The organism is Chryseobacterium antibioticum, assembly GCF_012927325.1.
Lineage (GTDB): Bacteria > Bacteroidota > Bacteroidia > Flavobacteriales > Weeksellaceae > Chryseobacterium > Chryseobacterium antibioticum.
In genome coordinates this window covers 11,756-25,602 of sequence record NZ_JABBGI010000018.1, presented here as the reverse complement: position 1 = coordinate 25,602, position 13,847 = coordinate 11,756, and the positions used below count along the sequence as shown (strand labels likewise).

Annotated in this window: 19 protein-coding genes; 16 read left to right on the top strand and 3 right to left on the bottom strand. The window is 36.9% G+C overall.

Translation table 11 applies throughout. The features are described 5' to 3' along the window. Window positions 1–18: 18 nt before the first annotated feature. The 13 genes from HHL23_RS14510 to HHL23_RS14450 all read left to right on the top strand — a co-directional run bounded on the left by HHL23_RS14510 (window position 19) and on the right by HHL23_RS14450 (window position 9,365). The gene (locus tag HHL23_RS14510) at window positions 19–894 is read left to right on the top strand and encodes a pirin family protein (RefSeq protein ID WP_169235512.1); all 876 of its coding nucleotides are present in this window, start codon (window positions 19–21) and stop codon (window positions 892–894) included. Between the two features lie 138 nt (window positions 895–1,032). Further along, a complete protein-coding gene (locus HHL23_RS14505; protein ID WP_169235511.1) occupies window positions 1,033–1,344 on the top strand; it encodes a GNAT family N-acetyltransferase in 312 nt (103 codons plus the stop codon). A gap of 58 nt (window positions 1,345–1,402) precedes the next feature. Continuing rightward, a complete protein-coding gene (locus HHL23_RS14500; protein ID WP_169235510.1) occupies window positions 1,403–2,302 on the top strand; it encodes a pirin family protein in 900 nt (299 codons plus the stop codon). A 23-nt stretch (window positions 2,303–2,325) separates the two neighbouring features. Then, window positions 2,326–2,865, top strand: coding sequence for an NADPH-dependent FMN reductase (locus HHL23_RS14495; protein WP_169235509.1), 540 nt, complete (start codon window positions 2,326–2,328; stop codon window positions 2,863–2,865). Then, window positions 2,858–3,436 carry a TMEM175 family protein gene (locus HHL23_RS14490; RefSeq protein ID WP_169235508.1) on the top strand — a complete coding sequence of 193 codons (579 nt, stop codon included), beginning with the start codon at window positions 2,858–2,860 and terminating at the stop codon, window positions 3,434–3,436. Before HHL23_RS14495 ends, HHL23_RS14490 begins: the two co-directional genes overlap by 8 nt. 1 nt (window position 3,437) lies before the next feature. Then, on the top strand, window positions 3,438–3,656 hold the full coding sequence (locus tag HHL23_RS14485; RefSeq protein ID WP_169235507.1) for a (4Fe-4S)-binding protein: 219 nt from the start codon (window positions 3,438–3,440) through the stop codon (window positions 3,654–3,656). Further along, window positions 3,656–4,051, top strand: coding sequence for an OsmC family protein (locus tag HHL23_RS14480; RefSeq protein WP_169235506.1), 396 nt, complete (start codon window positions 3,656–3,658; stop codon window positions 4,049–4,051). Before HHL23_RS14485 ends, HHL23_RS14480 begins: the two co-directional genes overlap by 1 nt. Window position 4,052: 1 nt before the next feature. Then, complete coding sequence (locus HHL23_RS14475; RefSeq protein WP_169235505.1) at window positions 4,053–4,340, top strand: GNAT family N-acetyltransferase; 288 nt, start codon at window positions 4,053–4,055, stop codon at window positions 4,338–4,340. Window positions 4,341–4,453: 113 nt separating this feature from the next. Next, the gene (locus tag HHL23_RS14470) at window positions 4,454–6,013 is read left to right on the top strand and encodes a sodium:solute symporter (RefSeq protein ID WP_169235504.1); all 1,560 of its coding nucleotides are present in this window, start codon (window positions 4,454–4,456) and stop codon (window positions 6,011–6,013) included. A gap of 96 nt (window positions 6,014–6,109) precedes the next feature. Further along, on the top strand, window positions 6,110–6,799 hold the full coding sequence (locus HHL23_RS14465; protein ID WP_169235503.1) for an SGNH/GDSL hydrolase family protein: 690 nt from the start codon (window positions 6,110–6,112) through the stop codon (window positions 6,797–6,799). A gap of 51 nt (window positions 6,800–6,850) precedes the next feature. Next, entirely contained in the window at window positions 6,851–7,369 is a 519-nt protein-coding gene (locus tag HHL23_RS14460) for a hypothetical protein (protein ID WP_169235502.1), read from the top strand. Between the two features lie 106 nt (window positions 7,370–7,475). Beyond that, window positions 7,476–8,330, top strand: a complete 855-nt coding sequence (locus HHL23_RS14455) for a transketolase (protein WP_259828379.1) — start codon at window positions 7,476–7,478, stop codon at window positions 8,328–8,330. Between the two features lie 87 nt (window positions 8,331–8,417). Further along, window positions 8,418–9,365, top strand: coding sequence for a transketolase family protein (locus tag HHL23_RS14450; RefSeq protein WP_073333401.1), 948 nt, complete (start codon window positions 8,418–8,420; stop codon window positions 9,363–9,365). A gap of 192 nt (window positions 9,366–9,557) precedes the next feature. Here HHL23_RS14450 and HHL23_RS14445 read toward each other — a convergent pair whose 3' ends face one another. Genes HHL23_RS14445 through HHL23_RS14435 form a run of 3 tightly spaced genes read right to left on the bottom strand, consistent with a single transcriptional unit; the run spans window position 9,558 to window position 11,121 of the window. Then, entirely contained in the window at window positions 9,558–10,070 is a 513-nt protein-coding gene (locus HHL23_RS14445) for a hypothetical protein (RefSeq protein ID WP_228464773.1), read from the bottom strand. Continuing rightward, entirely contained in the window at window positions 10,067–10,531 is a 465-nt protein-coding gene (locus tag HHL23_RS14440; protein WP_169235500.1) for a hypothetical protein, read from the bottom strand. Before HHL23_RS14440 ends, HHL23_RS14445 begins: the two co-directional genes overlap by 4 nt. Window positions 10,532–10,566: 35 nt before the next feature. Continuing rightward, window positions 10,567–11,121 (bottom strand): hypothetical protein, encoded by a 555-nt coding sequence (locus HHL23_RS14435; RefSeq protein WP_169235499.1) that lies wholly within the window; start codon window positions 11,119–11,121, stop codon window positions 10,567–10,569. Window positions 11,122–11,602: 481 nt separating this feature from the next. On the opposite strand from HHL23_RS14435, the gene HHL23_RS14430 reads away from it, so the two are divergent. The 3 genes from HHL23_RS14430 to gwsG all read left to right on the top strand — a co-directional run bounded on the left by HHL23_RS14430 (window position 11,603) and on the right by gwsG (window position 13,840). Then, on the top strand, window positions 11,603–11,833 hold the full coding sequence (locus tag HHL23_RS14430) for a grasp-with-spasm system A modified peptide (RefSeq protein ID WP_169235498.1): 231 nt from the start codon (window positions 11,603–11,605) through the stop codon (window positions 11,831–11,833). 61 nt (window positions 11,834–11,894) lie between these two features. Continuing rightward, window positions 11,895–12,803 (top strand): hypothetical protein, encoded by a 909-nt coding sequence (locus HHL23_RS14425; RefSeq protein WP_169235497.1) that lies wholly within the window; start codon window positions 11,895–11,897, stop codon window positions 12,801–12,803. A gap of 134 nt (window positions 12,804–12,937) precedes the next feature. Then, window positions 12,938–13,840, top strand: coding sequence for a grasp-with-spasm system ATP-grasp peptide maturase (gene gwsG / locus HHL23_RS14420; protein ID WP_169235496.1), 903 nt, complete (start codon window positions 12,938–12,940; stop codon window positions 13,838–13,840). Window positions 13,841–13,847: the final 7 nt, after the last annotated feature.

Sequence of the window (13,847 nt, the reverse complement as noted above, 5' to 3'; positions counted from 1 at the left end):
TATAAAATTCACAATATTATGACAGCGAAAAAAGTAGAAATCGTAGTAGCGCCAAAACCAGCCCATTTTGTAGGAGATGGTTTTAGGGTTCATAATTTTATACCGGGAGTACAAGGATTAGATATGAAAAGGATGGACCCGTTTATCATGCTAGATTATAATTCAAAATTCCATTTCAACGGCTCAGAAAGGCCAAGAGGCGTGGGTGTTCATCCTCACAGAGGTTTTGAAACCGTAACCATAGCGTATCAGGGCAAAGTAGAGCATCATGACAGCGCCGGAGGAGGCGGAATTATAGGCGAAGGCGACGTACAGTGGATGACCGCAGCAAAAGGAGTCCTTCACAAAGAATACCATGAAACCGAATGGTCTAAAAAAGGCGGTATTTTCCAGATGGTCCAGCTATGGGTGAATCTGCCAGCAAAAGATAAAATGAGCTGTCCGAAATACCAGGCTATAGAAAATGGTTCTATGGAGCGTGTTGATTTGGGTGAAAACGGTCTTGTGGAAATCATCGCCGGAGAATATAACGGACACAGAGGTCCCGCAGAAACTTTCACTCCTTTGAATATGATGAATGCTAAATTAAAAGCAGGTGGAAAAGCTGAGTTCAGTTTTCCTGCCCATTTTAATACAGCAGCACTGGTCATTGAAGGAAGCATTATGGTAAACGGAGAAGAAAAAGCAGCCTCAGATCATCTTGTGTTATTTAAAAATGAAGGCGAAACGTTCAGCATTGAAGCTCATGAAGATTCAATAGTTCTTATCATCAGTGGAGAACCTATTAATGAACCCATCTATCCACACGGGCCTTTCGTGATGAATTCAAGAGAAGAAATTATGCAGGCTTTTGAAGACTTCAACACCGGAAAGTTCGGTTATCTGGAAGATTAAAGAATTAAATTTATCTTAATCTTACATTATCCCTTTTTTATTAACTTTATATACTTCTGTTTGGTGAACCACAAAGACGTACGTTTCAAACCATTTTACGTCTTTGTGATCCGCCAAGCGACTTACAATACAAAATTTATGAAACCAGAATTTGAAAATATACCTCTTGTAAAAGCAGGAAAAAGATTCGAAATAGAAATCAACGGACATTTCGCATTTATCGATTACCGTGAAATGGGCCACCAGATAGCTTTGATACACACAGAAGCAGAGCCTGAACTGGCAGGAACGGGTGCCGCTGTGGCTGTTGTAGAAAAAACATTGGCTTATATTGAAGAAAATAACAAAAAACTTCTTCCGTTCTGCCCTTATGTTTTTGCCTACATCAAAAAGCATCCGGAATGGAAACGCATTGTTGATGAAAGATTTGAAGGATACAACAAACTGTAATCATACACCCAAAGATCTATTCCATTAACTTAACAGCATTCAAAAACATTACTTTATTATGTCAAATATTGGACTTATCATAGAAGAAAAAGCAGCAGATATAGGAAATTTTCTGGTGGGAAGACTTCTTCCTTTCCGTGAAAAAAGAGCGGTTGGACCTTTTGTCTTCATCGATCATATGGGACCTTCCGAGCTGAAGGATTATCAGAACCTTGATGTTCCTCCACATCCTCATATCGGTCTATCTACCTTAACTTACCTTTTGGAAGGATCTATTTTTCACAGAGACAGCATTGGAAGTGCAGTTGAAATAAAACCGGGAGCTGTAAACTGGATGACTGCCGGAAAAGGTGTGGTGCATTCCGAGAGAACCCCTGAATATTTAAGACACACCGATAAAAGACTTCACGGATTCCAGATCTGGGTAGGTCTTCCGAAACATCTGGAACAGACAGAACCCACTTTCTATCATATTGAAGCGGATGAGATTCCGGTATGGGAAGAAGACGGAATTCAGTATAAACTGATTGCCGGCGAAGCATTTGGAAGAAAGTCTACAGTTCCGGTTCACAGCAAATTATTTTTCATCGAGATCAAAACCAAAGAAGCAAAAAAAATAAGCATCGGAAAGGATCTTTACGGTGAAGCAGCCATGTATGTACTGGACGGAACGGTTTCCACAGAAGGAAACACTTATGGTTCAAAACAGCTGATGATTGCTAAAGACACTAAATTGTGTGAATTCGAAATGAGTGAAAACGGCACGGTATACCTTTTCGGTGGCGAACCTTTTGATGAAGAACGTTTTATATTCTGGAATTTTGTGAATTCAGATAAAGAATTGCTGGATCAGGCCAAGGTAAACTGGAACGATCAGAATCATGACGCATTTCCTTTGGTTCCCGGTGACGAAAAAGAATACGTTCCGCTTCCTAAGTCGATTTTAAACCGAAAATAACGACCAGTACAGATACATCAACCATGAAAATATTAGCATTTGCAGGAAGCACGTCTTCTACTTCGATCAACAGGGAACTTGTAAAATTTGTTTTGAAAGATTTTCAGAATGAGGAAATCAATCTGATCGATCTTAATGATTTTACCATGCCTCTTTTCTCTGTAGACCTTGAAAAGAAAGGATTTCCGGACGAGGCTCACCATTTTTTAAAAGAGATTGAAGAATGTGACGTAATCATTTGCTCGCTTGCGGAACACAACAGATCGTACAGTGCAGCCTTTAAAAATGTCTTCGACTGGTCTTCAAGGATCAATGTCAAGGTATTTCAAAACAAACCGATGCTTCTGATGAGTACTTCTCCCGGAGGTTACGGTGGCGGCAATGTGATGAATACGGCAAAGACATTTTTTCCGCAGTTTGCAGCAGATATCAAGGATACGTTCTCACTTCCCAAGTTTTATGAAAATTTTGATCTGGAAAGCGGCGTCATTAACCCTGATATGCTGAAGGAACTTAAAGACAAGATAGAGAATTTTAAAAATACGGTTAAAACCAATGACTAAGGGAAGACTTGAAGCTTTCAGTGATGGTGTTTTAGCAATTATCATTACCATCATGGTCCTGGAACTAAAGGTTCCGGAAGGGAGCAGCTGGGCCAGTCTAAAGCCTCTTCTACCTAGAATTCTCGCTTATATTTTCAGTTTTATTTATGTAGGCATCTACTGGAATAATCACCATCATCTCTTTCAGGCTGTAAAAAAAGTCAATGGTAGTATTCTTTGGGCCAACCTTCATCTTCTCTTTTGGCTTTCGCTGATGCCAATTGCTACAGAATGGATTGGTACTACGCATTTTGCAGAGAATCCGGTAGCGACCTATGGAATTTGTCTGATTATGTCGGCCGTAGCCTATACTATTTTAGAGAACCTGATTATCAAGGGTGAAGGTGAAAACTCCAGATTAAAAGAAGCCATACATTCAAAGTCTAAAGAATATATCTCGATTATATTTTACGTCCTCGGGATCGCCGTTTCATTTTTTTATCCCTATATTGCCATAGGTTTTTATTATATCGTGGCTCTGATATGGCTGATTCCGGACCGAAGAATCGAAAAATCACTAAAAGAAAATTGATATGGAAACTCACGAATATCCTAACGGCAGTATCACTGTCATCTGGCAGCCCCAGAAGTGCATCCACTCGGCTGTTTGCGTAAAAATGCTTCCCAAAGTCTACAATCCTAAAGACAGACCCTGGATAAAAGCTGAAAATGCAAGTCCGGAAGAACTTAAAAACCAGATAGACCAATGCCCTTCAGGCGCATTAAGTTATAAATTCAATACACAACAATAATGGCGGTAACCGTAAAAGCGAGTTTAGGAAAAACAAAATATTATACTGAAGTAACGGCCGGCGAAAACCAGATCATTACCGATGAACCTATAGATAAAGGTGGCCAGAATAAAGGTTTCAATCCAATGGAAATCTTAGCAACCTCTCTGGCAAGCTGTACTGCCGCTACTTTAAGAATGTACATCGAAAGAAAGGAATGGGACGTGGAAAACATCAACGTAGAAGTAGAACTCGAAAATTTTCCTTTAACCAAAAGAACTGTTTTCAAAAGAGACATCAACTTTGAAGGCATTCTGGATGATGAACAGCTGAAAAGACTGTATACCATTGCCGATGCCTGCCCTGTTCACAAAATATTAACCAACGATATAGAAATACTAACCAAATTCTCATAATATGACCGAAGTAAAACAAAACAACGACGAGAAACACGGAAGTTTTGAGGCTTTCATAGACGGAAAACGCGCAGGAGTAATGACTTATACCTGGGCCGGAGAAGGAAGATTCATCATTGACCACACAGAGGTGGAAGAAGCATACAACGGAAAAGGGGTAGGCAAAGAAATGCTTCTGGCTGCGGTAGATTTTGCCAGGAAAAACAGCAAAAAAATTATTCCTCTCTGTCCGTTTGCCAAAGCAAGTTTTCAGAAAAGTGAGGAGCTGCAGGATGTTTTAGTGAACTAATCCTAATTTCTGCCCTTAAAATACAGGCCTTTCAGAGTTTAACATCTGAAAGGCTTTTTCTTTTTTTAACAGAATAGAAAAAAACTATATTTGCTAAAATTTAAAAATTCAGTATGAATTCAGGAACCATCCTTTTGCTATTTGTATTTATCTATTTTATCGGCCTTTTGGTGATTTCCTATTTCACCAGCCGAAATTCAGATAATCAGTCATTTTTTATTGGGAATAAAAAAAGTAAATGGTGGCTTGTGGCATTCGGGATGATAGGAACCAGCTTAAGCGGCGTTACCTTTATTTCTGTTCCGGGAACGGTCGGAAAAATGACTGGTAGTGAATATATTTTCGGAGGCTTTGAGTACTATATGATGGTAATTGGCTTTTTCATAGGGTATTTTATCGTTGCTGCCATCTTGCTTCCGCTGTATTATAAGATGAATCTGACGTCTATTTACACCTATTTAGGGAAAAGATTTAATGTAGAAGCTCATAAAATAGGTTCCATCTTTTTTATCATTTCCAGAGCAATCGGTGCTACGGCAAGGTTATATCTGGTGGTTAATGTTTTACAGATCTTTTTGCTTGAAGGTTTGGGTGTTCCGTTTTGGGTTACCGCTCTTGTCCTTTTGCTGATGGTGCTTTTATATACTTTTGAAGGCGGTGTGAAAACGATTGTGATTACCGATACATTACAGACCTCTTTCATGATCATCAGTTTAGTAGCCTGTATTGTTTATATTTTATCGAATCTGAATCTTTCTTTTGTTGAGGCATACACCATTTTAGGACAGAAAAACTATACTCATTTTATCAATTTTGACCCCAATTCCAAAACATTCTTCCTTAAAACCATTTTAGGGGGAATTTTCATTACCATCGCCATGACCGGGTTGGATCAGGAAATGATGCAAAAAAATATTTCTGTTGATAATCTTCAGAATTCAAAAAAGAACATGCTGACCTTTGCTGGAACTCTTCTTTTTGTTAATCTTGCCTTCCTGTTTTTAGGAGGCCTGCTCTATCTTTTTGCTTTGCAGAACGGGGCAGAATATGGATTGGCAAAATCTGAAACGGTAACCAACATTTTCGGTTTTAAAGATGCTGCGGGAAATATAAAAAATATTATGGGAGACGACCTCTTCCCAGCTTTATCGCTTCAGGGACATTTTCCGATGTTCATTTCCGTTATTTTTATTATTGGGCTGATTTCAGCATTATTCCCTTCTGCTGATGGTGCTCTGACCGCAGTAACAAGTTCCTATTGTGTTGATTTACTCAGCCTTAATGAGGATAAAACCAGAACAGAAAAGCAAAAAAAACATCTTCGTATGAAAGTACATTTAACTTTCACCGTCGTTTTCTTCATGCTGATTATGGTTTTTAAAGCCATGAATGATAAATCAATCGTCTATCTGATCATGGAAATAGCCGGATATACCTATGGACCGCTTTTAGGACTGTTTGCTTTCGGAATTTTTACCAAATTTCAGATTTCAAGAAAGTATTCAATTCTTGCGGTAACCCTTTTAGCTCCGTTGATGACCTATTTAATCAATTTATCCATTACCACTTACACGGATTACAGAATTGGTGTGGAACTGATTATTCTTAATGGTTTGCTTACTTTTATTGGTCTATGGCTGGTAAAGAACAAACAGTATTTAAAAGTAGTCTGATCAGAAAGATCATTTTAAATTTTAACCAAAGCCTTTGATGATCATTTAAATTTTCACTGGCTCTGTTCTATCGTCTGATAACTAAAAAAAAACTGTATGAAATCATCAATCTTCTTAGCTATAGGCTTACTTTTAGGCGAATTTGTAAACGCTCAAAGTGCCGTTGATTTTGCTAATCTTGCCAGATACAAAGATGACAATACAGCCATTGTGAATGCGAAGAAAAAAGTGGATGTGGTCTTTATGGGTAATTCCATTACTGAAGGATGGGTAAAAAACCATCCGGAATTTTTTTCTGAGAATAACTATGCAGGCAGGGGAATCAGTGGGCAAACCTCTTCACAAATGCTGCTGCGGTTTCAAAATGATGTGATAGCTTTAAAACCAAAGCTGGTGATCATTAATGCAGGCACTAACGATATTGCTCAAAACACGGGCGTTTATGACCAGGATTTTACGTTCAATAATATTAAAGCGATGGCTGACATTGCCCAAAGTAACGGAATTAAAGTCATCATTGCCTCTGTACTCCCTGCAGCTGCCTTTCCATGGCGTAAGGAAATAACGGATGTCACACAGAAAGTGGATGCCTTAAACAATAGGTTAAAACAATATTCACACAACAGTAAACTTACTTTCATTGATTATAACACAGCTATGCGCGATGAAAAAGGTGGTTTGCGTGAAGGGCTTTCAAAAGACGGAATCCATCCTAATCTAGCTGGTTATACCATCATGGAACCTATTATTAAAAAAGCTATTAATAAAGCATTAGGAAAAAAGTAAAGGTTCTTGTATTCCTCCAAAGATCTTAATAATAACCCCATATTATAAACCATGAAAAAAATTATTTCGCTTTTCGTATTCGTACTAACATTCAGCTTTATGCATGCTCAGAATTTTGAAGTTTCTACTTTAAGGATGGGACCTTACAAAGTCTTTATGGAAAAAGCAGAAGCCGAAAAAATAGCCGGTACAAAATTGAAAATAAGGGACGGACAGATCAAAAACAATATTAAATATAATGGAGAGCTGATCCTGATTGATCTCTACGAGAACTATATCAGCGAAGCAAAACCTAATGTGGTAAGCATTATGGGATTGACAACCACGAGCAAAAAATTTAAAACCAAAAGCGGAATCGGAGTTGGAAATACCAAAGATGATCTGATTAATGCCTATAGAAATTATCCTAGTTTTACCGTACATCCTGCATGGGATGAAAAGGGTGAAAAGCGTCTTAAAGATACGGGATATTTCACTTTAGAAGATCTTGATGCCGGAACGCAGCTTTCTTTTAAATTTGTTAATAACATTATTACAGAAATTTCAGTATACCTTAACGAAGGCTGTTAAAATCAGTATTTCGAAGAAATAATTCTAAATCCGGATCCTAAGTCCGGATTTTTGCATTTCCGTAAGCCGTTAAAAAATTGTAAATTCGCGTGCAAATAAATCAGATATAATGAGTAAAAGTATCGAAGAGTTGAAATCTCTTACTACGCAGATCAGAAGAGACATTTTAAGAATGGTTCACGCTGTAAATTCAGGGCACCCGGGCGGAAGTTTAGGTTGTACAGAATATTTCACGGCGCTTTACGGAAAGGTAATGAACTACAGCCTTCCTTTCACCATGGAGGGGAAGAATGAAGATCATTTTTATCTTTCAAACGGACACATTTCGCCGGTTTACTATTCTACTTTAGCGAGATTTGGATTTTTCCCGGTAGAGGAACTGAAAACTTTCAGAAAACTGGATTCAAGACTTCAGGGACACCCAACTACTCATGAGGGTCTTCCGGGGATCAGAATCGCTTCCGGATCTCTTGGTCAGGGACTTTCTGTAGCACTTGGTGTAGCTCAGGGTAAAAAACTTGATGGAGATGATTCTATTGTTTACACGCTTCACGGAGACGGCGAGCTTCAAGAAGGTCAGGTTTGGGAAGCTTTGATGTATGCTGCAGGTAAAAAAGTTGACAATATTATTTCAACAATTGATTACAACGGACGTCAGATTGATGGTGATACAGATGATGTATTGACTTTAGGAAATTTGCATGCTAAACTTGAAGCATTCGGATGGACTGTTTTGGAAGAGAAAAACGGTAACGATCTTGAAGCGGTGATTGCGATCCTTGAGAAAGCAAAAACTGAAACAGGAAAAGGAAAACCGGTAGTAATCATTCTTCATACAGAGATGGGCTATGGGGTAGATTATATGATGGGAAGCCACGCTTGGCATGGTAAAGCTCCGAATGATGAGCAGCTTGACACCGCATTCAAACAATTATATCTTGAAGCTCCTGCTGATTATTAATCATAAATGATCGATGATAAATGATGAACGTTTTAAATCTTAAGACCTATCATCTATCAAGTATTAAAAACTTTAGTAAAGAAAAAAATGAAATATACATATACAGAAAAAAAAGATACGCGTTCAGGATTTGGAGCTGGATTAGCAGAACTTGCCGACAAAAATCCTAATGTAGTGGCGCTTTGTGCAGATCTTATCGGTTCTTTGAAAATGGAAAAATTCATTGAAAAAGCACCGGAAAGATTCTTTCAGATAGGTATTGCAGAGGCTAATATGATGGGAATTGCTGCAGGTTTGAGCATTACAGGAAAAATTCCTTTTACAGGAACTTTTGCGAACTTCTCTACATCAAGAGTGTATGATCAGATCCGTCAGTCTATCGCTTATTCAGGAAAAAATGTAAAAATCTGTGCATCGCACGCTGGTCTTACTTTAGGTGAAGACGGTGCTACTCACCAGGTTTTGGAAGATATCGGTATGATGAAAATGCTTCCTGGCATGACGGTTATTAATCCTTGTGACTACAATCAGACGAAAGCAGCTACGCTTGCTATTGCTGACTTTGAAGGTCCTGTATATTTAAGATTCGGAAGACCTACAGTTCCTGTTTTCATTCCGGAAGATATGCCATTCGAGATTGGAAAAGGGATTATGCTTCAGGAAGGTACTGATGTAACGATTGTGGCAACAGGACACCTTGTTTGGGAATCTCTTGTAGCTGCTGACGAGCTTGAAAAAGAAGGTATTTCTTGTGAGGTGATCAATATCCACACCATTAAACCTCTGGATGAGGAAATTATCCTGAAATCAGTTGAAAAAACAGGTAAGATCGTTACGGCTGAAGAACACAACTATCTTGGTGGTTTAGGAGAATCTGTTGCAGGAATGCTTGCGAGAAAGAGACCAACAAGACAAGAATTTGTTGCAGTAAACGATACTTTTGGTGAATCTGCTACCCCTGCTGAATTGATGAAGAAATATAAAATCGACGCTGCTGCGGTAAAAGAAGCGGTGAAGAGAATTTTAGATAAATAAGATAAGTATATCCTATAAACTAAACTCGGGCTGTTTCTTTGAAACAGCCCGAGCTGTTTTTTAACCACCCCGAGTTGTTTTTTGAACCACCCGGTCAAATCTTTGATTTGCCACTTCTCCGGACGAAGGGAATAGTCGAAGTATCTACTGTGACGTTTATAGTAAATTCTGGTCTTCCTACAATTAAGATCATTATTGGGGTCTGTTTACCGGAATTTCCAGCTCATCCAGTACAGGATATAATATATTTTCCAGAAATTCATCTTCTTTTACTCTGGATGATTTTGAACCTGAAAAATAATTGCTGAGCCTGTAGTTCTTGACAAACTGATTTCTTTTTTTCCCGATAACATAATAGTATGCTCCGCTCTCCTCATTAATGAAATAAGTCATTTCATCAAAGCTCATGATTTTTTTAGTAAGAAATAGTTTTCTATAAATGCTCTTCTCCCTTTTATCAAAAATATATTTTACAGGAACTTTGAAAAGTAGGTCCCATAGGAAATAAACCATATAGACTCCCCATATAACAGAAGCAATGGTAAAGGTATTTTCAGACAGTATATTTCTGAAGTAATATATCACGGGAATAGCAAGAATGCCTGCCGCCAACCACCATCTTAAAGTACGCAGGAAGTTGTAATTGGGCATAAAGCTTATTTCACTGCCGTTGTCTTCAAATTTATATCGGTCTGTAGTATTCATCGCATGTTTTCATTTAAGCGCATAAGATCTTCGGTTTCGTTCACCATTTTTTGTATTGCTTTATGGGAAAGAGCCTGTCCTATCATAAATTTATGTTCTTTTCCATTCACCTCAAAATGAATATTTAGAAATACATTCATGGTAATGAATCCAAGATATTTCGTTGTCAAAACTTCAAAATTTGTAAAATCCTGGAAAGCATAGGTTTTTGTAGAAACAAAAACACTGGGTTTACAGGTAATGGTCTGTTGTTGCGGATCAATCACAAACTTTTTTGCAAAGAAATTAGCGATGATCAGTCCTGCAACCACAATGAAGAATAAGCCCAATAAAGGGAAATTATATTTATAAGCAAGCCCTGCAGCAATACCTATAAGAATAACCAATACCGAACTAAATATGGGCTGGTTTTTGAAAATAAAAAGGTTTCCATCCTTTTTGTAAAATTGATACGTGTTCATAATAAATAGTGATGTATTTTAATGTTTAATTATTTTTATTTGGATGCATAGCGTTCTGCAATCTCATCGTCATTAATCGTTTTCAAGGCATTGAGATCAGTTCTAAAGTAGGTATCGTGAACTGAAAAGTAAGCGTCTACCCTTTTCTCTGTATGCTCCGAAGCTTCTTTCCAGCATTGACAGAACCAGTCTTCAAACAAACTGTATTTTTCTTCATTATATTCATCCCACAGGTCATCGAAGTCCTCTTCGTCCTCATGGCTGTTCTGGAAATCTGAGGCTGCAGTCCATATCTTTTCAGGAAGAGATGAATTCCATTCTTTGCTTTCACCCATCTGCTTTTTCCTTTGGATGGGCAGTATCACTGTATCTGTGATCATTTGTCCGTTGTTATCTACAGCCCAGGCTACGATATCCAGATAATCATACTTATACTCTAAATAAAAAGCCCGGATATCCACTTTAGTCTTCCCTTCAAGATAATCTACATTCTCTCCTTTGAGAAGTTGTACAATATCTTTAATCAGTTGTATTTCAATTTCTTCAAGGTAATTTTTTAACTCAATATTGCGCTTTTTAAGGTTTTGCATACGCTGATTTTGTCACTTTGGCTTTGATAATGGTGATCAACATACAAAAATAGAGGAAAAAATAAATGTTTTGAACACCATCTGATGCATATTGAACACTATTTTTTTGTATGCATAAGACATCATTTCCTTCATACAATAGAGAGATCAGAATATTCATATCGTGGTGAGTTTTAAAATACCCAATCTCATATTTTATAATCTATAATTGATAAAATTTTACAATAATTGGGTTTTAAAGATTTATTTAAACTTGTACAATACGATATAAAGACGATATAAAGACTTTATAAATTCGCAAAAAAATCACATACACATTCACATAATTGGGATTTAATTATTGATAGTTTTGAAATGATCAACGTTGATTGAAATTCTACATTTCGCCTGTATGTGTACAGTACGGAGTGAAATACGGAATGACAAACCCCATGCCAGGGTTCATATGGCAACACAAATATTAATTAAAAATTATTCAATTATGAAAAAGCTTCAAGGAATGAAGAACTTTTCTTCACTGGAAAACAAAAAACTGAAAAACTTACAGGCCATCACCGGTGGGAGCTCAAGTAACAGAGATTCACCATCCCAGTATAATACACCTGAAGGAACGGTAAGCGACACAGACTTTTACACTGATGACGTTCCTGGTGAATGGAAATATAAATACAGATTATCAGTAGGTCCTGTTACACCAACAGGCGAATACTAATTAAAAAAGTTAGGGAGGATATTTTTCCTCCTTAATTTCTTTACCATTTTAAAATAATCTTATGAATAATTTGTTTTTACAATCCCTCCGATGGATATCCTTTTTATGCTTATTCTCCTTAACTAGCTGTAAAAAGAAAGAAGCCAACTACATTCTTTATTATCAGAAGGCTAATGACATTGACAGTATTTACAGAATGGCAGGAAAACCAAAACTTGCAGTAGAGGAATACAAAAAACTTTTTGAAGAATATGAACCCAGAAATCAGGAACGTCTGCGGGAGTATGAAACTTATATTATTTTGGCCGATCGTTTCAATATTGATTTTGGAGGGAAAAGAAGCCTGAAAAAGCTGATTCTTTTAAAAGCAGAACGTGGTGGCAACTGCAAAGAATATTATCCTCTTTTAAAAAAATATGGAATAGACAGTTTAGATGTCAAAAAACAGATTTTAGATTGGAAAGAGAATTTGAACCAGACACTCATTGACTCTTTTACAGTCGCTATGAGAAGGGACCGGGAAGGAAGAAGACCGCTGGATACAGCAATGGCTCAAAGGAATGTAATGAAAAACGCTAAGCTTCTTCTTTGGACATTTAAGAAATATGGCTACCCTACCTCAAGAAAAATGGGAACTATGGGACCAAATGATACATTTTTTGCAATGACGACCTTTCTTACCCATATGAACGAAGCAAAAGAATATTATCCCCAAATAAAGACAAAACTGTATGAATATGTGAAATCCGGAGATTGTGTTCCAAGAGATTATACTTTGATGGTTGATAATATAGCTTTTCTGGAGGATAAGGAAGGAATATATAGGTTCAATCCAAACGTATCAAAAGATTCTGCAAAGATCAACCGTAACAGGAAAAGTATAGGCTTACCAAGTATAAAGCACACGAATTTGATTATAGCAGATTCTTCAAAACCAATATGGGAGTTATTGAAAAATGTAAAAGAATGACTTTATTGATTTTTCATTATTAAAATATCAATAGATTCAGGCTAAGGTCAATCGGAATTGGAAAAGCATCCGCCTTCCAACCTTGAAACATACTGCTCTAATTAATAAAGATTATTACACTGAAACTAAGGAAAATGATACTCATATTATCAAATAACAAAGAAGCTGATACCAAAAGTGTGATTAGATGGTTGTTAAAGCTGAATAAAAAGTTTATCCGTGTTCATGAGAATGAATATTTTGAAATTAAGATATATGACAGAAAGATTTTTCTTCAGAGTACACGAAACTCTTTTTTTCTGAATGAGATTTCTAGCATATGGTACAGAAGAGGAGGATTAAAATTTAAACGCTTAACTTACATGAATGAATCTGTACACCTCCACATGAATGAGACCCAACACTGGCTGGAAGATTATGTATTGAAAACTTTAGACTCAAAAAAACATATTAATAAGCAGCTCAACAGCCAAGTTAACAAACTTATTGTTCTTGAAAAAGCGAAGGAAGCAGGATTACAAGTACCACCTTATTATCTATCAGAGAACACGGATGGAATGCAACTTGGAAAAACAATTGTAAAACCAATTACAGGAAACCCTAACCTGGTCAATATTAAAGAAAATTCAGATGGAGTCATGTACACTGCTGTTATTACTGAGTACGAAGAAAACTTCTTCATTTCATTCTTTCAGAAAAAAATAAAAAAAGATTTTGAGATCAGAACGTTTTACCTAAATGGAAAATGCTGGTCGATGTCAATTTTCTCACAAAATGATAAACAAACAGAAGTAGATTACAGGAAATATAATGATAAAAAGCCCAATAGAAATGTACCTTACAATCTCCCTCCTATTATAGAAAAAAAGATCGATCATCTAATGAAATCCATGGATCTAAACTGCGGCTCTATTGATTTTATAAAAAGTGGCAGAAGATACTATTTTCTTGAAATAAATCCAGTTGGTCAGTTTATGCATTTATCAAACTGCTGCAACTATTTTTTAGATAAGAAAATAGCAGAATTCCTATCTTGACACCATT